The organism is Acinetobacter sp. CFCC 10889 (assembly GCF_003268395.1).
GTDB lineage: Bacteria > Pseudomonadota > Gammaproteobacteria > Pseudomonadales > Moraxellaceae > Acinetobacter.
The window spans coordinates 1-20,080 of record NZ_LQXQ01000059.1; the positions used below are offsets into that span (position 1 = coordinate 1).

22 protein-coding genes and 1 pseudogene are annotated in these 20,080 nt (G+C 35.4%); 17 read left to right on the top strand and 6 right to left on the bottom strand.

The features are described from left to right. The first annotated feature begins 156 nt into the window (after positions 1-156). Entirely contained in the window at positions 157-657 is a 501-nt protein-coding gene (locus AVJ19_RS17155; RefSeq protein ID WP_111860848.1) for a hypothetical protein, read from the top strand. A gap of 17 nt (positions 658-674) precedes the next feature. Continuing rightward, positions 675-890 carry a hypothetical protein gene (locus AVJ19_RS17160; protein WP_111860849.1) on the top strand — a complete coding sequence of 72 codons (216 nt, stop codon included), beginning with the start codon at positions 675-677 and terminating at the stop codon, positions 888-890. Positions 891-1,055: 165 nt separating this feature from the next. Here the strand turns inward: AVJ19_RS17160 and AVJ19_RS17165 are convergent, their stop codons facing one another. Continuing rightward, positions 1,056-1,541, bottom strand: a complete 486-nt coding sequence (locus tag AVJ19_RS17165) for an Lrp/AsnC family transcriptional regulator (RefSeq protein ID WP_111860850.1) — start codon at positions 1,539-1,541, stop codon at positions 1,056-1,058. Positions 1,542-1,761: 220 nt separating this feature from the next. Between AVJ19_RS17165 and AVJ19_RS17170 the strand changes: the two genes are divergently transcribed. After that, positions 1,762-2,781 (top strand): sensor domain-containing diguanylate cyclase, encoded by a 1,020-nt coding sequence (locus AVJ19_RS17170; RefSeq protein WP_111860851.1) that lies wholly within the window; start codon positions 1,762-1,764, stop codon positions 2,779-2,781. A gap of 358 nt (positions 2,782-3,139) precedes the next feature. Here AVJ19_RS17170 and AVJ19_RS17175 read toward each other — a convergent pair whose 3' ends face one another. Then, the gene (locus tag AVJ19_RS17175) at positions 3,140-4,498 is read right to left on the bottom strand and encodes an amino acid permease (protein WP_111860852.1); all 1,359 of its coding nucleotides are present in this window, start codon (positions 4,496-4,498) and stop codon (positions 3,140-3,142) included. Between the two features lie 223 nt (positions 4,499-4,721). Here AVJ19_RS17175 and AVJ19_RS17180 point away from each other — a divergent pair, with 223 nt between their 5' ends. The 4 genes from AVJ19_RS17180 (at position 4,722) to gltS (ending at position 8,303) form a co-directional block, all read left to right on the top strand. Further along, positions 4,722-5,705 carry an ion transporter gene (locus AVJ19_RS17180; RefSeq protein ID WP_111860853.1) on the top strand — a complete coding sequence of 328 codons (984 nt, stop codon included), beginning with the start codon at positions 4,722-4,724 and terminating at the stop codon, positions 5,703-5,705. 27 nt (positions 5,706-5,732) lie between these two features. Then, a complete protein-coding gene (locus tag AVJ19_RS17185) occupies positions 5,733-6,095 on the top strand; it encodes a hypothetical protein (protein ID WP_111860854.1) in 363 nt (120 codons plus the stop codon). An 89-nt stretch (positions 6,096-6,184) separates the two neighbouring features. Further along, positions 6,185-6,901, top strand: coding sequence for a hypothetical protein (locus AVJ19_RS17190; protein ID WP_111860855.1), 717 nt, complete (start codon positions 6,185-6,187; stop codon positions 6,899-6,901). Between the two features lie 184 nt (positions 6,902-7,085). Next, positions 7,086-8,303, top strand: a complete 1,218-nt coding sequence (gltS, locus tag AVJ19_RS17195; RefSeq protein WP_111860856.1) for a sodium/glutamate symporter — start codon at positions 7,086-7,088, stop codon at positions 8,301-8,303. Positions 8,304-8,353: 50 nt separating this feature from the next. Here gltS and AVJ19_RS17200 read toward each other — a convergent pair whose 3' ends face one another. Beyond that, a complete protein-coding gene (locus AVJ19_RS17200) occupies positions 8,354-8,815 on the bottom strand; it encodes a DUF441 domain-containing protein (RefSeq protein ID WP_111860857.1) in 462 nt (153 codons plus the stop codon). A gap of 137 nt (positions 8,816-8,952) precedes the next feature. Here AVJ19_RS17200 and AVJ19_RS17205 point away from each other — a divergent pair, with 137 nt between their 5' ends. Next, the gene (locus AVJ19_RS17205; RefSeq protein ID WP_111860867.1) at positions 8,953-9,678 is read left to right on the top strand and encodes a pseudouridine synthase; all 726 of its coding nucleotides are present in this window, start codon (positions 8,953-8,955) and stop codon (positions 9,676-9,678) included. Positions 9,679-9,715: 37 nt separating this feature from the next. On the opposite strand, the gene AVJ19_RS17210 is transcribed toward AVJ19_RS17205, so the two are convergent. The 3 genes from AVJ19_RS17210 to AVJ19_RS17220 all read right to left on the bottom strand — a co-directional run bounded on the left by AVJ19_RS17210 (position 9,716) and on the right by AVJ19_RS17220 (position 11,571). Next, positions 9,716-10,159 (bottom strand): GNAT family N-acetyltransferase, encoded by a 444-nt coding sequence (locus AVJ19_RS17210; RefSeq protein WP_111860858.1) that lies wholly within the window; start codon positions 10,157-10,159, stop codon positions 9,716-9,718. Positions 10,160-10,251: 92 nt separating this feature from the next. Beyond that, entirely contained in the window at positions 10,252-10,563 is a 312-nt protein-coding gene (locus tag AVJ19_RS17215; protein ID WP_111860859.1) for a type II toxin-antitoxin system RelB/DinJ family antitoxin, read from the bottom strand. A gap of 102 nt (positions 10,564-10,665) precedes the next feature. Further along, positions 10,666-11,571, bottom strand: a complete 906-nt coding sequence (locus tag AVJ19_RS17220; RefSeq protein ID WP_111860868.1) for a pseudouridine synthase — start codon at positions 11,569-11,571, stop codon at positions 10,666-10,668. A 197-nt stretch (positions 11,572-11,768) separates the two neighbouring features. Here AVJ19_RS17220 and AVJ19_RS17225 point away from each other — a divergent pair, with 197 nt between their 5' ends. The 9 genes and pseudogenes from AVJ19_RS17225 to hfq form a co-directional block, all read left to right on the top strand. Next, positions 11,769-12,497: a YggS family pyridoxal phosphate-dependent enzyme gene (locus tag AVJ19_RS17225; protein WP_111860860.1), complete on the top strand. Its 729-nt coding sequence runs from the start codon at positions 11,769-11,771 to the stop codon at positions 12,495-12,497. Then, a complete protein-coding gene (locus AVJ19_RS17230; RefSeq protein WP_111860861.1) occupies positions 12,497-12,745 on the top strand; it encodes a hypothetical protein in 249 nt (82 codons plus the stop codon). Before AVJ19_RS17225 ends, AVJ19_RS17230 begins: the two co-directional genes overlap by 1 nt. Next, the gene (locus AVJ19_RS17235; RefSeq protein WP_111860862.1) at positions 12,742-13,917 is read left to right on the top strand and encodes an aspartate aminotransferase family protein; all 1,176 of its coding nucleotides are present in this window, start codon (positions 12,742-12,744) and stop codon (positions 13,915-13,917) included. The genes AVJ19_RS17230 and AVJ19_RS17235 overlap by 4 nt, the downstream gene beginning before the upstream one ends. Before the next feature lie 12 nt (positions 13,918-13,929). After that, entirely contained in the window at positions 13,930-14,628 is a 699-nt protein-coding gene (locus tag AVJ19_RS17240; protein ID WP_111860863.1) for a glutamine amidotransferase, read from the top strand. Positions 14,629-14,660: 32 nt separating this feature from the next. Further along, positions 14,661-15,962 carry an aminotransferase class I/II-fold pyridoxal phosphate-dependent enzyme gene (locus AVJ19_RS17245; protein WP_111860864.1) on the top strand — a complete coding sequence of 434 codons (1,302 nt, stop codon included), beginning with the start codon at positions 14,661-14,663 and terminating at the stop codon, positions 15,960-15,962. 170 nt (positions 15,963-16,132) lie between these two features. After that, on the top strand, positions 16,133-16,603 hold the full coding sequence (tsaE, locus tag AVJ19_RS17250; protein ID WP_111860865.1) for a tRNA (adenosine(37)-N6)-threonylcarbamoyltransferase complex ATPase subunit type 1 TsaE: 471 nt from the start codon (positions 16,133-16,135) through the stop codon (positions 16,601-16,603). 8 nt (positions 16,604-16,611) lie between these two features. Next, a pseudogene (mutL, locus tag AVJ19_RS17255) lies at positions 16,612-18,617 on the top strand (DNA mismatch repair endonuclease MutL). Between the two features lie 6 nt (positions 18,618-18,623). Continuing rightward, complete coding sequence (gene miaA / locus AVJ19_RS17260; RefSeq protein ID WP_111860866.1) at positions 18,624-19,568, top strand: tRNA (adenosine(37)-N6)-dimethylallyltransferase MiaA; 945 nt, start codon at positions 18,624-18,626, stop codon at positions 19,566-19,568. Between the two features lie 92 nt (positions 19,569-19,660). Continuing rightward, positions 19,661-20,080: RNA chaperone Hfq (gene hfq, locus AVJ19_RS17265; protein ID WP_213067252.1), on the top strand; the 420-nt coding region annotated here is incomplete at its 3' end.

Here is a 20,080-nt window from a genome sequence, read left to right on the forward strand (position 1 = left end):
CCAGAAATTAAATATAGATGAAAAACCATTTATTGTTGAAAAAACATATTATTATAATGGGGTGAAATATATTTTAAGTAAAGTAGAAAAGTTTAATGTTGATTAAGGATTTTAAAACAGAAAACCAAAATTTTCTTTAAATACAATGGTGAATAAATGGCTTTAGTACATGATTTTGTTGTCTTAGATAAAGTAAGTTATCCGTATTCAAAATGCGATATAGTTATGAAAGATATACCTTATGATGTATCTATACATGATGATTTTATTTTGTATTTTATGGATTATTTAAAATGGATTCCCACTTATAGTCCTATTATTAATACAAAAAGAACTGGTTTGGACTACTATGCGATAACTGTTTTTGAAACAGAAGGGGCAATACAAGCATATGCTTTATTTTCAAATTTAATCAATATCTTAAAAATTTCACCAGATATCTTAAAATTGAATGGTAGTTTTTCTTATCAATTGGCAGATGACGAAGATCCGTTTAGTGATAGCGATGTGTACCGTATAGTTCGAGATAGTTTAAAACAGAAAAAAGTTATATATCCGCGAGATAAACTTATTGAGAAATTTGAAAAGTTAGCACAATGTTTTAAAAGAGTTATTGATTCAAATGGTCAATTGTATGTTTTACATATGGGAATTTAGAAAATAGGTTTAATACAATGCCCAAACAATCCCGCTTCCTCTGTATAGGTGGCTTCCTCAACGGAACACAAGTCAAAGAGCAAGGTGAAAGCTTTGTCTGTACCGAAAATGGCAAACAAATCACGTATTTCAAGAAAGAGATTTTCAACCAAGATGCTTGGGATCATGATTACTATGTCTGTGAAACAACTAGCGATTTAGATGCTAAAAAATGGGTTTTTGACATTGAATAATTGTGTATTAAAGCGAAATGCTGAATTGTAAAAGCAAATTTTAGACATTAAAAAGCCCCTATGGTTAAGGGGCTAGTCGTATCACTCGCGTGATACTCATATAAGGCTCATCTCATACTGTGAGTATTAAACCACATTTACATGAATATTTCAGCAAAAATTAACTTACTCAATCATTAACAAATCCGCACTATTTGCTAGCTTTAATGGTCTTAAGGCAAAAATAGAACGTGTATGACGAATCCCTTTCATAGAGTACAAATTTTTCCGTAAAAAACGCTCATAATGTTCTGCATTTTTCACCGCAACTTTCACCAAATAATCATAATCACCTGTGACCAAATGTGCTTCAACTACTTCGGGCATGTTAGCAAGCGCATGACTAAACTCATCTAAAATCTCATCATCATGCCGTTCAAGCGTGATTTCAATGAAAAATAGCTCATTAATCCCTAAAGCTTTTGGATTAATATTTGCAGTATAGCCATCAATAATATTGGCATTTTCCAAACGTTTTAAACGTGTCCAACACGGAGAAGTTGAAAGATTGACCTTCTCAGCAAGCTCAGTCACGCTCAAACGACCATCTTTACGAAGTTCAGATAAAATTTTTCGATCAATACGATCAAGTTGGTAGGCAGTCTCTGTCATGACAAAATCAAATGATATTTCAATTAAAAAGCTTATAACACTATTGGTTATTATGAAATGCAAAACTACAAATCTATGTCGAAGTGCTGTAAAAAACAACATTAAACAATTGATAATTTGAAGTTTGTCAAAAAATGCAAATAACCATCTTGAAAGCAACTATACAAAAAATCAAATTATTTCTAAAATAAAATCATCCGCAAATATTGTATTTGAGAATATGCCTAAAACTAAGAAACCAACACAAAAACAACTGATGGCTGTGATTCAAACCCAAACAGCAATTGCTAAATTGGGACTTGATTTGAATGCTGTAATGACGCTTGTTGCAGAACAGGCTCAATTCATCACCCAAGCAAAAGGGGCTGTGGTCGAGTTGGCGGAAGATGGTGATATGGTTTATCGAGCGGTGTCAGGTGGAGCAGCACATCTCTTGGGTTTACGTTTAAGCCAAGAAAATAGCTTATCTGGTTTATGTGTTGCAGAAAATAAAATTTTATATTGCGAAGACAGTGAACTTGATGTACGTGTGGATAAAATCGCTTGTCAAAAAGTTGGATTACGTTCAATGGCAGTTGTACCGTTGATCCATTGTGGTGATGCGATTGGTGTCCTCAAAATCTATGCAGAACAAGTGTCGGCATTTAAAGAGGGTGATCTACAACTTTTAACATTAATGTCAGAACTGATTGCAGCCGCGATGTACCACGCCACTCGCTTTGGGGCACAAGAGTTGTATAAATTGGCAACCCAAGACCAACTGACTGGTTTGGCAAATCGAGCGTTATTTTTAGATTGTCTACGTCAAGGTTTGATGACCGCAAAACAGAATAATAAAAAACTAGGTATCTTAATGATTGATATGGATGGTTTAAAACGAATCAATGATGAATATGGGCATCGCTTGGGCGATGCAGCGTTAAAAGAAATTGCGGATCGGATCAAGCTATCTACACGCCATGGCGATTTGGTTGCACGCTTAGGTGGGGATGAATTTGCCGTGATTTTATCTTCGGTTGAAAATCAGGAATTGGCAAAAACTGCGATGAACCGTATTGCTGAAACATGTGGTTTGCCTTTTATATTTGAAAATGTTGATTTAAAAATTGGCGCAAGTTTAGGTTTGGCAGTTTTTCCGAAAGATGCTGAAAGTATAGATCAGTTAATTGAATGTGCAGATTTAAAGATGTATGAAAATAAACGTGAAAGAAAACTAGTTAAAGTTGTAAAAAGTGAATAAGCGCTAGTATGCTGAATTTCAGTATTTAAAAATGATATGTAAATTTTTTGACAATATTTTTAAAATATACTGATTAAGTTATGTTAATTACTGTAGATCGATTTAAATTTAGAAAAATTTTTCACTAAAAATTAAATTAAAGAAAATTTTTTCAAAAATAAGGTAAATAAAGTCAAAATAAGAGAAACATTTCAGTTGGTATTTCACTACACTAAACTTATTCAATCAAAACCATTTGGGAGACTGGTTTTGATTTTACAGTGTGTATCTTTAAGGGAAGGGTGCCTTTAACGATACACACTGTATACCTATTTTTAAACTCAAATTTTATTCATCAAGTTTTATCTAAGCTATACATCTAAGTGCTTTCACTTTGTTTTGACTTCAATCTGTAAGCCACAGTTAAACAAAGCAACCAAAATGGAATTAAAATCACCGCAATGCGCATATCAGGTGTTAACCACATGATCACTAAAATACTGAGCATAAAGGCGATACAAATATAATTACTCAGTGGATAGGCAATCGCAGGGAAAAGCGTCGTTTTACTGAGTTTTTGCATTTTCTGTTTAAATTTAAGATGCGTACATGCCAACATCATCCAATTGATCACAATAGCTGACACCACCAAGCTCATCAATAATTTAAAGGCTTTTTCAGGGAATACATAATTCAAAACGACGCAAATCAAAGTCACCAATGCAGAAGTTAAAATCGCCGCATAAGGAATACCACGTTGATTAATCTTGCGAAGAAACTTTGGTGCATTGCCTTGTTCAGCGAGTCCAAGCAACATGCGACTTGTTCCATAACTTGTGCCGTTATAGACCGAGATTGCGGCGGTAAGCACAACAAAGTTTAAAACGGTTGCAACACTTTGACTGCCTAATGAATCAAAAATCAATACAAATGGACTGCCACCTTCAGCGATTTGATTCCAAGGGAATAACGACAGTAAAACGACAATCGTGAGTACATAGAATAACAAGACACGATAAACGATCTGATTCACTGCTTTAGGAATGGTTTTGGTCGGATCTTTAGTTTCAGCCGCAGCGATTCCGACCAATTCAATACCGCCAAAGGAGAACATGATAATCGCCATTGCCATGACTAGACCGCTTAATCCATTTGGAAAAAAGCCACCCAAAGCCCATAAATTGGAAATAGAAGCAGTTTCACCTGCATGACCACTGGTCAGTAACCAAGCACCAAAGCCAATCATACCGATGATTGCCACGATTTTGATGATGGAAAATAAAAACTCCATTTCCCCAAAAACTTTGACATGCATTAAGTTGATGGCATTGATCAATACAAAGAAAGCCAGTGCAGACATCCATGTTGGGATTTCAGGCCACCAATAATGTATATACAAGCCGATGGCGCTGAGTTCTGCCATACAGACCAAAATATTCAGTACCCAATAATTCCAGCCCGACATAAAGCCTGCAAAGGGATTCCAGTATTTATAGGCAAAATAACTAAAAGAGCCACTGACAGGTTCTTCAACCACCATTTCACCAAGTTGGCGCATCATAAAAAAGGCAATCAAACCTGCAATAGCATAGCCTAGAATTACCGAAGGGCCTGCAAGTTTAATGGTCTGTGAAATACCGAGAAAAAGTCCAGTCCCGATCGAGCCGCCCAAAGCAATGAGTTGAATGTGACGGTTACTTAAGCCATGTTTAAGTTGGCTTTGCTTTTGCGATGACATAAATGATCCATTTATGTGGTAGGTGAGAGTGCGCAGCAGCACAGAAAAAATTTGTTAGATACTATAATAAATATTTATATAATAATAAAATTTTATTTATGAGTATTGGGTATGCTGTTTTTTGAAGTGTATAAAATATATTTCGAGAGTGTATGAACATTTGTAAAGCGAAAAATGACGTATTACCATAACTAGAATTTAAATACATTCAAAAGCATGACGCATGAGAATAACCGCGTGGTATACATTTCGCAGATTTGTCTATAACAACTTACATAATGATGACTACGAAACCAAGTTTAGCCGTGCAGTCAATTTTTTACTGATTTTTCTGATTATTGGCAATGTCGTTGCGGTTTTACTTGAATCTATCAATGATATTTATAAGCTCTACAAAGTCTATTTTGATGCATTTGAAAATATTTCCATTTTGGTATTTACACTTGAGTATGTTTTACGCTTTTGGAGTGTGGTGGAAGAAAAACCTTTTGAGTCTGAATGGAAACAGCGTTGGCATTATGTGACCAGTGGTGCTGCCATCATTGATTTACTTGCAATTTTACCTGCATATATTAACTTCTTTGTACATATTGATTTACGTTTCCTACGAATCTTGCGTTTACTTCGGCTATTAAAACTGACTCGATATTTTGTTTCATTACAGATTTTATTGCGAGTGATCGAGCGAGAAAAAGGTTCGTTTCAGGCTGTTATTTTTATTTTACTAATCATGATCGTGATGGCTGCTGCTGGAATATATGTGGTGGAAAGTCGAGTACAGCCCGATGTTTTTAGTTCAATTCCTGCATCGATGTGGTGGGCAGTGGTGACATTGACGACTGTCGGTTATGGAGATGTCACACCCATCACACCTTTAGGGCGTTTTTTAGGGGCGTTGATCACCATTCTTGGGGTGGGTTTGGCTGCATTACCCGCAGGTATTTTAGCCAATGGTTTAGCCAATGAATTAGAGCTACGCAAACAACAACTTGAGTTGAAGTTTAGAGATTTATTAGAAAGTTGTGAAATTGACATCATTGATGATGAGGAAAAAATTGAAAATATTCGTAAAGAGGTTGGTTTATCCACTGAACAGACGCAAGATATTGTGTTACAACTGATTCGAGAACGTAAAGAAGAAGCTTTAGAACGAGAAAAGAATAAGTATTGTTTTTGTCCACATTGTGGGCATAAATTGCCTGAATAATGATGTTAATCAAAAAAGGAAAATAAAATGAGTTTCGATATCCAGCTCTTTCATATCCAAACAATGCGTGACTATGAAAATTCGAATGATGAAGAATTTTTTGAGCATGTGGAAAAATTTACCGTATTTTCAGATGCTCAATTTAAAGCATTAAAAGCGAGATTACTCAGCTATGATTATGAAATCATTCGTACTGTAGACGATACGCTGCATTTTAAAAAATCTGATGCAGAAAGCTCAGCAGTCGCTTATTTAACACGATATGCAATTTATTTTTCAGCAGGTTTTAATCCAGAAGACAGTTTTGAAATTTCGATGACTGCTTCAGAGTTTACGGATACAGGTGAGTTTGCAAAATTTGATCCGCAACTTGGTGAGTGGGAGATTTAACATTTTTGAGAAAAATAAATATGCATTGAAGTATTGATTGTATTCAAATAAACACTTGATGTTATTGAAAATCAGAAAGAGAGGAGTTAATGGAATTACCGAAAGCATTACAGCAATTTTTATCCGAACCGATCGTGATGGAAATGATGTGTTTACCCTACCATTATCCTGAAATTAATCAATTTGAAGATTTTCAGGATGGTTATCGGATTAATGGAAATACAGGTGAGGATTTAACAGGGGTACAGAATGGTGATTGGTTGCCAGAATATTATGTTATTTGCCAAAATTATTTTGCTGATCCCTTTATGATCAAAATGAATGAGTCATCAGAAGGATTTCCTGTCTATTATGCAAGACACGGAAGTGGTCGGTGGGACTTTGAAAAAATTTCTCCGAATCTACAAGCATTTAAAGATGAATTATTTTATTTTTCCAAATTGGACGAAAATACAAAAGAATATATACAATATCTTGAAACTCAAAAAGATTTAAAAAGTGAATTGTGGGCAGAGCTTTATCAAAGTCTAAAGGAGGGCACACCATTACAAGCGGAAATAGAGGATGTTGAACTGCACGTTGAGATCTGGATTTATGGCAAACTGATACTCACCACCATTGGTGAGAATAAAATAAAAATAGCTCATTTTCTTAAACAACATTTTAAAATAACAGGTGCAGAAGCATTGGCTTTAACGGATCAACTCCCAATCGTCTTAGGACATTTTGCAGAAAAATTTGCTGTGAATTTACAAGTCGAGTTGCGACACCTTGGTGCTGAAGTGATTTTTATTGCAGATGAATAATTTTTTGATTTTTAGGATCAGTAAATATCCTTTTTATTTAAATTATGTACATTTTTTAATTGAAAATAATCTCTATTTTTTGAAATAAAAACAAAAAATATCACGTTAAATTACACTTATCTAGCTGAAAAAATATTCAAATTTAATTTAAATAGAGCAATAAAATCGAATAAATGGATAGATCATGACATTTGAAATAGATGCATTTGGCACGATTGTAATTGCTGTATTGGTTTTATTTATTGGGCGAATTTTAGTTCAAAAAATATCTTTTTTACGAAATTATAATATTCCTGAACCTGTTGTTGGAGGCTTGATTGCTGCAATGCTTGCATTTGCTTTGTATCAATTTGCAGGAATTAGTGCGACATTTAATGAAAGTATCCAAAAAGCCTTAATGCTGATGTTCTTTACATCAATCGGTTTAAGTGCAAGCTTTGTCAAACTGAAAGAAGGTGGGAAATCACTGGTGATTTTCCTGTTCTGTGTGGCAGGTTTTGTGTTAGTACAAAATGTTGTGGGAATGAGTTTGGCTAAAGCACTTGGCTTAGACCCATTGATCGGTTTAATTGTCGGTTCAATTACATTGACAGGTGGACATGGTACAGCAGGTGCTTGGGGTACAATTCTTGAAAGTGAACATGGTATTCACGGTGCTGTAGTTTTAGGTATGGCAAGTGCAACCTTTGGTTTAATTATCGGTGGTGTAATCGGTGGACCTGTGGCTAAGTTTTTGATTAAAAGACATAAGTTAGCAACAGAAATTGATCACATGGATCATGATGATACACCTGCTGCGGAAGAAAGTGCTGCTTTTGAATTTCCACGAAAAACACGTTTGATTACCTCAAGCAATGCTATTACAACTTTAGGGATGTTTTCACTGTGTATCTTTGTGGCAAATTGGATGACTGAAGTGAGCAAAGGGCAATGGTTTGAACTGCCGACTTTTGTTTGGGCATTGGCATGTGGTGTTTTACTGAGAAATTTTTTAGAACATGTGGTGAAAGTGAAAATATTTGACCGAGCAATTGATGTCTTTGGCAACGCTTCGCTTTCACTCTATTTGGCGATGGCACTTTTATCATTACAGTTATGGTTATTGGCTGATTTAGCAGGTCCATTAGTGATTATTTTATTGCTACAAATGGTAACTTTGGCACTGTATACCAGTATTGTGACATTTAAAGTAATGGGCAGTAATTACGATGCAGCAGTCTTGGCAGCAGGGCATTGTGGTTTTGGAATGGGAGCAACACCAACAGCAATTGCCAATATTCAAGCGGTAACCAATACCTATGGACCATCACATAAAGCCTTTTTAATCATTCCTTTATGTGGTGCATTCTTTATTGATATTATTAATGCAGTAGTGATTCAAACCATTATTAAGTTTTTTTAGCATTTAAATAAAAACATTATCGGGTGGACAAGGTGAACGATTTTAAATTATCAAGAAAGCCCGATGATCATCGACAAAATCCCAGCAGCGATCAATGGACCTACAGGTACACCACGCAAAACGGCAACCCCCGCAACCGTACCAATCAATAATCCTGCAACAATATTGGGTTGATTGGTCATAAGCTTAACACCACGACCACCTAGCCATGCCACCAATAGCCCAACAGCAATGGCGAGTAAAGATTTCCAACTGAGAAATGATTTTAAAATTACATCACCGGGAATTTTACCACTGGCAATCGGAGTGAGTACGCCGATGGTTAAAATGATAATGCCGATATTTAAACCATGATTTTGCAGTAAATAAAAATACTCACTTAATGGCGTGATACGAAAGACGATGAGTACAGCAGCTGCAATCGTCACAGCACTATTATGACTGAAGATACCACATGCCAATAAAACCAAAAGTACGATTAAGTTTAAGTCGAGATGTGATGCAAAATTCATGATCGCCATGCAAAATATTGGTGGAAAACATGAATAGTATAGCGAGATCGCAACAATAAACCGAATTTTTAGGGCAAAACTTACAATCCTCAGAGATTACGTTACAATGGCGAGGCTTGATTTATGGTGAATAGATGATGTTATTGGAAAAAATTTTACAGTCACAAGGTTTTGGTAGTCGCAAACATTGTCAGCAATTAATTAAAAATGGTGCGGTGAGCATCGACGGGCAAATGATCACCGATGTAAAATTTAAAATCGCAGAACAGCAACTAAAATTTCAGGTTTTTACCAAAGAATATCAGTATAGAGAACATGTCTATTTAGCACTGCATAAACCGCAGGATTATGAATGTTCACATCAAGCAACTCATCATTTCAGTGTTTTTGATTTAATGGATGAGTTATTGTTAAACAGAGGTGTACAGTGCATTGGGCGTTTAGATCAAGACACGACAGGTATGTTGCTACTGACTGATGATGGACAGTTTTTGCAGGCTTTAACTCATCCCAAAAAGCATGTGCCTAAAGTATATATTGTAGAAACAGCTGATCCAATCAGTGCGATGCAAATCGAACAGCTTTTACAAGGTGTAGAATTACGCAATGAAAAGGGCATTTATGCAGCGAGTCAGGTTGAAAAATTGGCAGAAAATAAGTTGTCTTTGACCATTCACCAAGGGGTTTATCATCAAGTCAAGCGAATGCTTGCAGCTGTTGGAAATAAAGTGGTTACTTTACATCGTCAGCAAGTCGGCTTACTTGATCTTGGGCAGCTTGAACAAGGGCAGTATGTGTATTTAAATGAACAACAGATACAAGCTGCAAAAAATCAAAGTGAATCTATTGAATATTTGAAATGAATATTCACATAAAATATGATATGAAAATGCAGCCTGTTTATTTCAAAAAACAATGATAGGTAATAAATTCACCATCACGGACAAAGCCCATTTGTTCATATAATTGGTGAGATTGATAATTAGATTTTTGCGTTTCTAAGCTGATTCGTAATGCATTTTCATGTCGTGCAAATAAAATGGCAGTATCAATTAATTGTTTTGCTGAGCCTTGACGGCGATATACAGGTGTAACATAAACATCATCTAAAATATAATAGGTTGAACATGCTAAAGATGAAAAGCCTAGATAGAGCAAAACAAAACCTGTAATTACATCATCTTTGATGTGAATAAAAATAACACTTTGTTGATTTTCAAAACGTTGCTTTAAAAAATGATAAGATTCAGAAATATTTGAAGATGCACCGTAAAACTGACGATACTCATCAAACAAAACTGCAAGTTGTTTTAAGTCGCTTTCTGTTGCACGTCTTACAATCATTTTTTGTCTCTCTGTTTTGTTATCATTATGAGAGAGCATAACCAAAAAATAGAATATTCAAGCAAAAAAAATTGTTTAAAAATACGACACTGTTAAGTTTTGTCACTTTTTTCATTGAGGATCGCATTTAACTCAGCAAAGATATCATCATCATCCAAATCTGAAATTTGACCATCATCTGTAGTTTCTATGTGATCCTGTTTTATTTTTTTTAATTTTAACAACTGTTCCATGTTGATGTTTTGATTTTCAATTGCAAATGGAATAGATTTGGTTAAAACCACTTGTTTAAAGAATAAACGTACAGCCTGCGCAGGGGTAATTCCCAATTGCTTAAAAACAGCAAAAGCCTGTTTTTTTTCTTGTGAATCAAGGCGTACTTGATAGACTTCGGTTTTTCGCATGAATGAACCAAAAAATAGTGTAGTTCGGATGCTTTATTTTAATCAAACTAAATGTAATTCAATGATTAGACATGAAAAAACATAATTATTGTCATTACAATGTCATTCTATTGTCAGTTCTTTTTGTGATGAGAAATACATTTCTTGTTGGCTGATTGGATCTTTGAAGCTTAATTCTTTTGCAAGGAGTTGTAGTGGAGTGGAAAAGTCAGCCTCATTTTTATGAATAACAGTGGGGTAAAATGGATCATTTTTGATGGGGATATTTAAGTGATTTAAATGAACACGCAATTGATGCTGTTTGCCTGTTTCAGGTTTAAGTTGATATTTTGCCCAAGTGTGATTGTGTGTGAGTAAGTGAATTGCGGTATGTGAGTTTGCCTCACCTGCTACAGTACACATGGTATAAAAAGGTTGCCCTTTTTCCATTCTTAGATGGACATCTTGTGGAAATATTAATTCAGGGCGATAAGCTGCAATTGCATGATAAACTTTTTGTACTCGTCGCTCAGCAAATAACTGTTGATACATTCCACGTGTTTCAGGACATTTTGAGATTAAAACAATCCCTGCTGTTTCACGATCTAAACGATGAATTGGTGTTAAATCAGGATTGTTAGTGGCTTTTTTTAGACGAACCAATACGGTTTCTTGGAGATATTGTCCTGTTGGGCTAATGGTTAAAAAATGAGGTTTATCAACGACAATAAAATGATCATTTTCAAATAATATCTGTTCTTGAAATGGTACGTGAATTTCATGCGCTAAAAAACGATAATAAAAAATATGACTATTTTCAGGATACGTACTTTTTAAATTTAATATTTGCCCTTGTTCATTAAAAATCAATTGATCTTGGAAACGTTGCTGCCATTCTTGGGCTGAGATATGTGGAAATTTTTCACATAAATAAGCAAACAATGTTGTTGGTTGTGCAAGTTTAGGGAGATACACTTGACTGGCATTAACCCCATCAATCATTGGTGGCTTAAATTTTGAAGTGAACATTCTCAAAAAAACATTAAAAGCAAAACGGATAGATATTCTAATGAAAAGCATCTGTTTGTGCATGGATTCAGTGCAAATAATTCAAATAATTAAATCCAAATTATAAATATTTAGTTACATTTTCTGTGTGGTGCTGGCTATTTTAAAATCAATTTATAGACTATCTTTGACCTAGGTCAAAAAAACATTGAATGATTATGAATACAGATGAAATCAGTAGAAATTTGCAACGATTAGAGCAGCGTATTACCAATGCTTGTTTAAAAGTAAATCGAAAATCACAAGAAATTCGTTTGATTCCAGTGACCAAAACCAAATCTGCTGAGATGATTCAAATGGCTGTGGCGTTAGGCGTAAGTCATGTGGGAGAAAATAAAGTTCAGGAACTCATCAGCAAAGCAGAACGATTACAAAATGAAAAGCTTGAATGGATTCTCATTGGGCATTTACAAAGTAATAAAGTCAAAAAAATAATTCAATATATTCAAGAGTTTCATGCATTAGATAGTATTAAGTTGGCAGAGAAGCTGAATAAAGAATTGCAATGTATAGACAAAAAGTTAGATGTTTTTATACAGGTCAATACTTCAAACGAAATCAGTAAATATGGCATGCAGCCTGAACAGTTGGCAGATTTTTTGTGTCAAATGCAGCAATTTCGTCAACTCAATGTTGTGGGTTTAATGACTTTAGCGCTACATACCAAGCATGAGCCGCAGATTAGACAATGCTTTCAATTATTAAAAAAATTATTGGATGAATCACGTATTGATTATCCCAATATTTCACGTTTGTCTATGGGAATGTCTGGTGATTTTGAGATTGCAATTGAGGAGGGGGCAACAGATATTCGGGTTGGACAAGCCATTTTTGGTCATCGTGCTTTAGCTGATGAATATTATTGGCCAGAACAAGGAGAAAAATAATGGATGTTATTTACCAAGTAGAGCTTTTTCATCAGCAACGTTTGATTGGAAAATTTGTTACAGGGAATAACTTTCCCAAACAAGATTTGTCGGCATTTCTGCAGGGTATTTCCCAGCAAGACTTGGAGATTAAAATTTATAAAGGTGACAACGAAAAAAGAATATTAACTGTTGAAAATGGGATTACCAAAGTCATTGCCACACATTTTGATTTTAAAATATGCAATGACTGGGAGAATGAAGTATGAGTAGTTTAATTCATTTTTATCAAAAATTAGATGTGGATTTTATTCGAGGAGAAGGATGTTATTTATGGGATACATCAGGTATTCGCTATTTAGATATGATTTCAGGCGTTGGTGTGAATAATTTAGGCTTTTCACATGCCGAATTAAATGTTGAGATTCAGGAACAAATACAAAACTATATCCATCTTTCAAATTTATTTAAAAATAGTTGGTCAGAAAAACTAAGTGATCAACTAATTGAAATTACACATTTACATGCCAGTTTCTTTTGTAATTCTGGAACAGAAGCCAATGAAACTGCAATTAAAATTGCAAAATTATATGCTTATGAAAAAAATATCGAAAATCCAAAGATTATTGTGATGAATCAAGGTTTTCATGGACGAACATTAGGTGCTTTATCGGCAACTTCAAATCAAAAATATAAAGAAAAATTTGGTCAATTACTTGATGACTTTATTTTTGTGGATTTCAATTGTATCGAATCTATATTTAAGGTGATCCAGCAACATCATGTCTGTGCCATTATGTTAGAACCGATTCAAGGTGAAGGTGGTATTCATATTGCATCGACTTTATATTTAAAACAACTCAGAAAAATATGTGATCAGCATAAAATTTTATTAATTTTAGATGAAATCCAATGTGGTTTAGGGCGGACAGGCTATTGGTTTTATCATCAAAGAGCAGAGATTATTCCTGATATTTTAACCATTGCAAAAGGTTTGGCAAATGGATTACCAATAGGTGCATGTTTAGTGAATCAAAAATTAAATGATTTATTAACACCAGGATTGCATGGTTCAACTTTCGGTGGAAATCCATTGGCTTGTCGTGTGGCTTTAAAAGTTTTAGAGATTATCAAAAGAGAAGAACTTATTTTAAAAAATAAACAGAAAGGAGAATATTTTATTAATCAATTACAGTCGAAATTTACCAGTGTACATGGCATAAAATCGATAAGAGGTGTGGGTTTAATGATTGCAATTGAACTGAATGAAAGGATAGATGATATTTCACAACAGTTCTATTTGCAGCATAAAATACTTATTAATATAACACAAAATAAAATCATTAGATTATTGCCATCTTTTCTCATTACAGAAGATGATATTCAATACTTCTGCCAAAGTTTATATGATTTTATGAAAAATCAAAATACTAACAAATAAGGTATATTCGCAATGAAAAAAATGAATGTTGTACAGCATTTAAGTTTTGAGGATTTGGGTGTTTTTACTGAGGTTTTAGAATGTGAAAATTATGAAATTCATTATTTTCAAGCTGGTGTGGATGATTTAACACATGCATTTACATCTAAAAACCCTTTATTTATTTTAGGGGGTCCAATCGGTGTTTATGAAGTTGAAAATTACCCATTCTTAATGGATGAAATACAGCTTTTAAAACAACGCTTAGTACAAAACTATGCGACTTTTGGTATTTGTTTGGGTGCGCAACTGATCGCACAAGCTTTGGATGCAAAAGTGTATGCAGGACATCATAAAGAAATAGGTTGGGGGAAGTTGCAGCTAAGTGATCTTGGGCTTGCATCATCTCTGCGCTTTTTAGATGGTCAACATGTTTTACATTGGCATGGAGATACTTTTGATTTACCTAGTCAAGGTGCACATTTAGCGAGTTCTGATTATTATAAAAATCAAGCATTTTGTATTGGTCGTCATATATTGGCGGTGCAGTTTCACCCAGAAGTGGATGCACAAGCGATTGAAAAATGGTTAATAGGACATACTTGTGAGCTAAATAAAGCACAAGTTGATCTGCAAAAATTAAGGACAGATAGTGCATTACATGGTGCTGCGTTAAAGCAGGCAGGACAGTTGATGTTAAAAGATTGGTTAAATAATTTAACTCCCTTATAATATTGGGGGGGAATAGTTTTGAATAAAATTGTATGAAAATTCAAGGAAAGAACGGTAAAGAAATACAAGATAGTATTCGACTTCTCATTACACAGGGTGTCTATCAGGAAGGTGACACTTTGCCGAATATTCGTGATTTGGCACAGCAGTTGAATGTAAATCGTAATACAGTTTCAACAGCTTATGCTGCCTTAGCAAAGTTAGGTGTGATTCAGACCAATAAGCGCTTAGGAACACAAGTAAGCCCCATAAAATTACGTGGTGGCGAAGGGGTGCAATCAAATCTACAGTCAGAAATTTGTGATTTAACTCATGGGAATCCGAATCAAAAACTGTTGCCAAATTTACAAAATATTCATTTTAAAAATTTATCTGTTGGATTATATGGTGAAAATATTTATCATGAAGAATTAAAAGAATATGCAATCCATTCTATATTTTCTGATATTTTAAAGCGTCATCCGAGTGCTTGCTATGCATTATCAAATGGTGCAACAGATGGTATAGAAAAAATATTATCTGCGTATTTATTAGCACAAGATCATGTGGCAATTGAAAGTCCGGGTTATATTAATAGTATTAAGATTTTAGAAAATCAAAATTATCAGATTCATTCTATTCATGTTAATCAAAAAGGTTATCATTTAAAAGATATTCAGCAAGCTTTAAAGAATAATATTAAAGCGCTAATTATTACACCACGTGCACATAATCCAACAGGTTATAGTTTAACCATGGAAGATGCATTAAATATAAAAAATATGCTTAGAGAGTATCCCAATACATTGATTTTAGTGGATGATCATTTTTCCCTGATTTCAAATGAAGAATATCAACATATTATTCCCGAAAATGCTGAAAATTGGGCAGTATTACGTTCGGTTTCTAAATTTTTGGGACCCGACTTACGCTTTTGTTTTATTTGCTGTGATCCACATACCGCAAATTTATTATCACGAAAAATGAATGCGGGAACGACTTGGGTGAGTCATTTACTACAAGATATTGTCTATCAACTGCTGACTCAGCATGGTTTTGAGCAGCAGGTTGCAAAAGCACAACAGCATTATGCAAAGAATAATCAGTATTTTGTAGCGTTAATGCAGCAAAAAAAATTATCCTGTGCTGTAAAATATGATGGTTTAAATGTGTGGTTAGAACAAGATCAGCCACAACAGTGTATCGAATATTTATTAGAAAAAGGCTGGTCTGTACGTATAGGAAGAGATTTTTTTGTGGAAAATACGTCGTTCGGTATACGTATGACTTTGTCAAATTTAAGTCATTCTCAAATTGAGGCTTTGGTTAATGATTTAGCAAAAATTATCGTTTGAATTGGAAGATATATGTATTGCTGTCAATCTCAATTCATATTTTGTTGACCAGATTTAGTTTAAAATATACTTAAAAATCATGTGAAATTTTTCTTTTGCTATCGTAATTTTTACATTGAAAGCTATGAAATGTTATGATGTAGACATGTCTTCACCATGTTGTGCCAAATATGCAATATTCCTTTAAATTAAATCTGAGCAATGAACAAGATACCCAAAAATTAGCCCATATTTTGGCGGAAAATTTTGCACAAGGTGTGATTTATTTGATTGGTGATTTGGGTGCGGGTAAAACCACACTGACTCGTTACTGGTTGCAGCAATTAGGGCACCAAGGTGCAGTGAAAAGCCCTACTTATACTTTGGTTGAGCCGTATAAAATCAATGCTCAAGAGGTTTTTCATTTTGATCTATATCGTTTAAATGATCCTTATGAACTTGAATTGATGGGAATTCGTGACTATTTAGATATCGAAAATGCTTTATTTTTATTTGAATGGCCATCTAAAGGTGGTGATGAAATTCCACAAGCAGATATGATTTTAAATATTTTAAAAACTGAAGATGAGGAAATGCGGGAAGTCATTATTGAACTTGATGATGCAGCACTCTATACGCAACTACAGGGCAATTATTCGTAGGTCTTGGCATGTCGACAGTAGAATTTAGCCAAAAAAGAATTCATACCTTACATCCTGCGCTTGCCAATCAAATTGCGGCAGGTGAGGTGATCGAACGTCCATCGTCTGTGGTCAAAGAATTACTTGAAAATTCGATTGATGCGGGTGCAACCGAGCTGATCATTCGGGTGGCGAATGGTGGCAGTACTTTGATTGAGATTATTGACAATGGTCAAGGTATTCATGCTGAGGATTTAGCACTTTCTGTGACAAGACATGCAACCAGCAAAATTCAAACAGCAGATGATCTACAAGCGATTGTGAGTTTGGGTTTTCGTGGTGAGGCATTGGCTTCGATTGCGGCAGTTTCACGTTTAACTTTGAGTAGTAGTCAGGATGAGTCGGGGGTTGGCTATCAAGTTGAAGTCAATGGCACAGCGTTTGACCACCAAGAAATTCAAGCCATTGCAATGCAAAAAGGCACACATATTCGGGTACAAGATTTATTTTTTAATGTGCCTGCACGGCGCAAGTTCTTAAAAAAGCCAAATACTGAGTTTGGGCATATTGAAGAAATTGTCAGACGCCTTGCATTAACCCATTTTGATATTCGTTTTGTGTTAGAACATAACGAGAATATTCGCTTGAATCTTCCTGTTGCAGATAGTGGTGAATTGCGTTTTCAACGAGTACAACAGTTATTGGGTCGTCCATTTACTGAAAATGCTTATTGGATCGATGCAGATAGCATTAGCATGCGTTTGTCAGGTTGGTTGGGGCATCCATCCGATGCGCGTGCGCAAGCGGATTTACAATATGTTTATGTGAATGGACGTATTGTCAAAGATAAAACCATTTCACATGCACTGCGTATGGCATATGACGGTATTTTACATGGGCATCAACATGCGGCATATTTGTTATTTTTAGAGGTTGATCCTGAAAATATTGATGTTAATGTACATCCAACTAAACATGAAATTCGTTTTTTAAATCAACGTGAAGTGCATGAATTTGTACGCCATTTTGCCAAAGAAACTTTATCTCAGTTTCAAACAGCAACGGCTGATTTATCCAGTGCAATGAAAGTTGAGCAGGCGCAACAGGATCGCCAAGCACCTCAACCACGTTATCAAGAGCAATTTCAATTGCATCGAGATACAATATCGCCATTGTCGCAAGAAAATAGCCTAAGCAAACAGACAGGCTATTCTTCTCCTGAACCTGAGGCATTGACTGATTTTAGTTCTAACCAACCGCAAACAGTACATTATCAGCCGCAACAGCAATATCGTGGCACACAGCAGCTCAATAATGCTTTAAAAAGCTATCTTGCGCCTTTGCGTGAAGCCTCAGAGCCAACAGAACATGCGAATGGATTGTCTGATCAAGCATCATTTGATCAATCTGTAGCTGCATTAAATACAGCGAAGACAGTAACTGTAGATGAATATCCTTTAGGGATTGCGATTGCACAGTTACATGGTATTTATATTTTGGCACAAAATACTGAAGGGCTGATTATTGTAGACATGCATGCCGCACATGAGCGTATTTTGTTGCAACAAATGAAAATGGCATGGGACAAACCAGAGTTTTGGACATCACAACAATTGTTGATTCCAAAAGTGATCTCAATTACCCGTATGCAAGCAATTCGGATTGAAGAATTAAAGCCACAACTTGAACGTTTAGGTTTAGATCTTGATCAATATGGTGATGAGCAAGTCATCGTTCGTGGTGTGCCTGCGATTTTACATAAGGCTGATTTTGTTGCACTTGTCCCTGAATTATTGAATGATTTAGATCCAAATGATGAAGCGCAAGCATTGCAACAAAACGTGATCATATTTTGGCGGGTATGGCATGCCATGGCGCAGTACGTGCTCACAGAATGTTAAGTTTATCTGAAATGAATGCCTTACTGCGTCAGATGGAACAAACTGAATTTGCCAGTCAATGTAATCATGGTCGTCCAACATGGCGCGCATTTCCATTGTCACAATTAGATAAATTATTTGCTCGAGGAGAGTAGTTGTTCATGTCAAATCAATTGCCTGTTATCAATTTAATGGGACCTACTGCAAGTGGTAAGACCGCTTTGGCATGTGAACTCTATGAGCGTGGTAATGTGGAACTTATTTCCGTAGATTCAGCATTGGTCTACCAAGATATGGATATTGGAACTGCTAAGCCAACCAAAGCAGAACAAGAACAATACCCACATCACCTTATTGATATTATCACGCCTTTGCAGGTTTATTCTGCGGCTGAATTTGTGGAAGATTCATGCAGTTTGATTGATGATATTCATGTGCGAGGAAAAACCCCAGTATTGGTTGGCGGTACGATGTTATATTTTAAGGCACTGCTTGAAGGTTTATCTTCAAATTTACCAAGTGCGGATTATGCTGTGCGTGCTGCAATTGAAGCTCAAGCTGAGGCTGAAGGCTGGCAAGCGGTGTATGAAGAATTAAAAGCAGTTGATCCACTTGCAGGCGAAAAATTTAAAGTGAGTGATAAACAACGCATTATCCGTGCTTTGGAAGTCTATAGGTTGACAGGTCAGGCAATTACAAAATTACAAGCAGAACAACCTAAAAATGTAGCATACCGTTACAGTTTTCATAACTATGCATTATTGCCAGATCGAGTAGAATTACATCAAAGAATAGAACTTCGTTTGAAAAACATGTGGAATATCGGATTTTTGAATGAGGTTGAGGCTTTAATTGAAAAATATAATCTCAATGATAATTTACCTTCAGCACGTTCGGTTGGTTATCGCCAAGCTTTAGATTATCTAAAAAATAGTGACAGAAGTCTTAAAAGCAGACAAGAAATGGAGGATAAATCGTTATACGCGACACGACAATTAGCGAAACGTCAATACACTTGGTTACGTTCTTTGCAAGAATCTCACCAATTTAAAACCTATTTGACTATAAAGCAAGCTCAAGAAGACTTGCGAAACTTACATGGATAAAGCAAAATTTACCTACTATCTTTTTTATAAATTTTAATTGAAAAATAAAGATAGTTTTTGCGCTGATATTTAATTTTTTTTTGGAGTATAAAATGTCTAAAGGTCAAACTTTACAAGATCCGTTCTTAAATTCTCTCCGTAAAGAACGTATTCCAGTTTCTATCTTTCTTGTAAACGGTATTAAACTACAAGGGCATATTGAATCTTTTGACCAATACGTTGTGTTGTTAAAAAACACTGTAAGCCAAATGGTTTATAAACATGCGATTTCTACAGTTGTTCCAGCACGTAATCCACGTCCTGCTGGCGCACCTGCTGGTGCACCTGGTCAAGCTGCTGGTGGCTTTGGCGGCGCTCAAGGCGGCTTCGGTGGTAACCAAGGCGGTTTTGGTGGTCAAGGTGGCTTCGGTGGTAACCAAGGCGGTTTTGGTGGTCAAGGTGGCTTCGGTGGTAACCAAGGCGGTTTTGGTGGTCAAGGTGGCTTCGGCGGTAACCAAGGTGGTTTTGGCGGT

Bases quoted from the DNA above. Each gene is read 5' to 3' on its own strand.
- AVJ19_RS17175 (WP_111860852.1), bottom strand. From the start codon at position 4,498: ATGTCATCGCAAAAGCAAAGCCAACTTAAACATGGCTTAAGTAACCGT.
- AVJ19_RS17155 (WP_111860848.1), top strand. From the start codon at position 157: ATGGCTTTAGTACATGATTTTGTTGTCTTAGATAAAGTAAGTTATCCG.
- AVJ19_RS17215 (WP_111860859.1), bottom strand. From the start codon at position 10,563: ATGCGAAAAACCGAAGTCTATCAAGTACGCCTTGATTCACAAGAAAAA.
- AVJ19_RS17225 (WP_111860860.1), top strand. From the start codon at position 11,769: ATGAATACAGATGAAATCAGTAGAAATTTGCAACGATTAGAGCAGCGT.
- gltS (WP_111860856.1), top strand. From the start codon at position 7,086: ATGACATTTGAAATAGATGCATTTGGCACGATTGTAATTGCTGTATTG.
- AVJ19_RS17200 (WP_111860857.1), bottom strand. From the start codon at position 8,815: ATGAATTTTGCATCACATCTCGACTTAAACTTAATCGTACTTTTGGTT.
- AVJ19_RS17245 (WP_111860864.1), top strand. From the start codon at position 14,661: ATGAAAATTCAAGGAAAGAACGGTAAAGAAATACAAGATAGTATTCGA.
- AVJ19_RS17235 (WP_111860862.1), top strand. From the start codon at position 12,742: ATGAGTAGTTTAATTCATTTTTATCAAAAATTAGATGTGGATTTTATT.
- AVJ19_RS17210 (WP_111860858.1), bottom strand. From the start codon at position 10,159: ATGATTGTAAGACGTGCAACAGAAAGCGACTTAAAACAACTTGCAGTT.
- AVJ19_RS17230 (WP_111860861.1), top strand. From the start codon at position 12,497: ATGGATGTTATTTACCAAGTAGAGCTTTTTCATCAGCAACGTTTGATT.
- tsaE (WP_111860865.1), top strand. From the start codon at position 16,133: ATGCAATATTCCTTTAAATTAAATCTGAGCAATGAACAAGATACCCAA.
- AVJ19_RS17220 (WP_111860868.1), bottom strand. From the start codon at position 11,571: ATGTTCACTTCAAAATTTAAGCCACCAATGATTGATGGGGTTAATGCC.
- AVJ19_RS17205 (WP_111860867.1), top strand. From the start codon at position 8,953: ATGTTATTGGAAAAAATTTTACAGTCACAAGGTTTTGGTAGTCGCAAA.
- AVJ19_RS17190 (WP_111860855.1), top strand. From the start codon at position 6,185: ATGGAATTACCGAAAGCATTACAGCAATTTTTATCCGAACCGATCGTG.
- AVJ19_RS17240 (WP_111860863.1), top strand. From the start codon at position 13,930: ATGAAAAAAATGAATGTTGTACAGCATTTAAGTTTTGAGGATTTGGGT.
- AVJ19_RS17170 (WP_111860851.1), top strand. From the start codon at position 1,762: ATGCCTAAAACTAAGAAACCAACACAAAAACAACTGATGGCTGTGATT.
- AVJ19_RS17165 (WP_111860850.1), bottom strand. From the start codon at position 1,541: ATGACAGAGACTGCCTACCAACTTGATCGTATTGATCGAAAAATTTTA.
- AVJ19_RS17160 (WP_111860849.1), top strand. From the start codon at position 675: ATGCCCAAACAATCCCGCTTCCTCTGTATAGGTGGCTTCCTCAACGGA.
- miaA (WP_111860866.1), top strand. From the start codon at position 18,624: ATGTCAAATCAATTGCCTGTTATCAATTTAATGGGACCTACTGCAAGT.
- AVJ19_RS17180 (WP_111860853.1), top strand. From the start codon at position 4,722: ATGAGAATAACCGCGTGGTATACATTTCGCAGATTTGTCTATAACAAC.
- AVJ19_RS17185 (WP_111860854.1), top strand. From the start codon at position 5,733: ATGAGTTTCGATATCCAGCTCTTTCATATCCAAACAATGCGTGACTAT.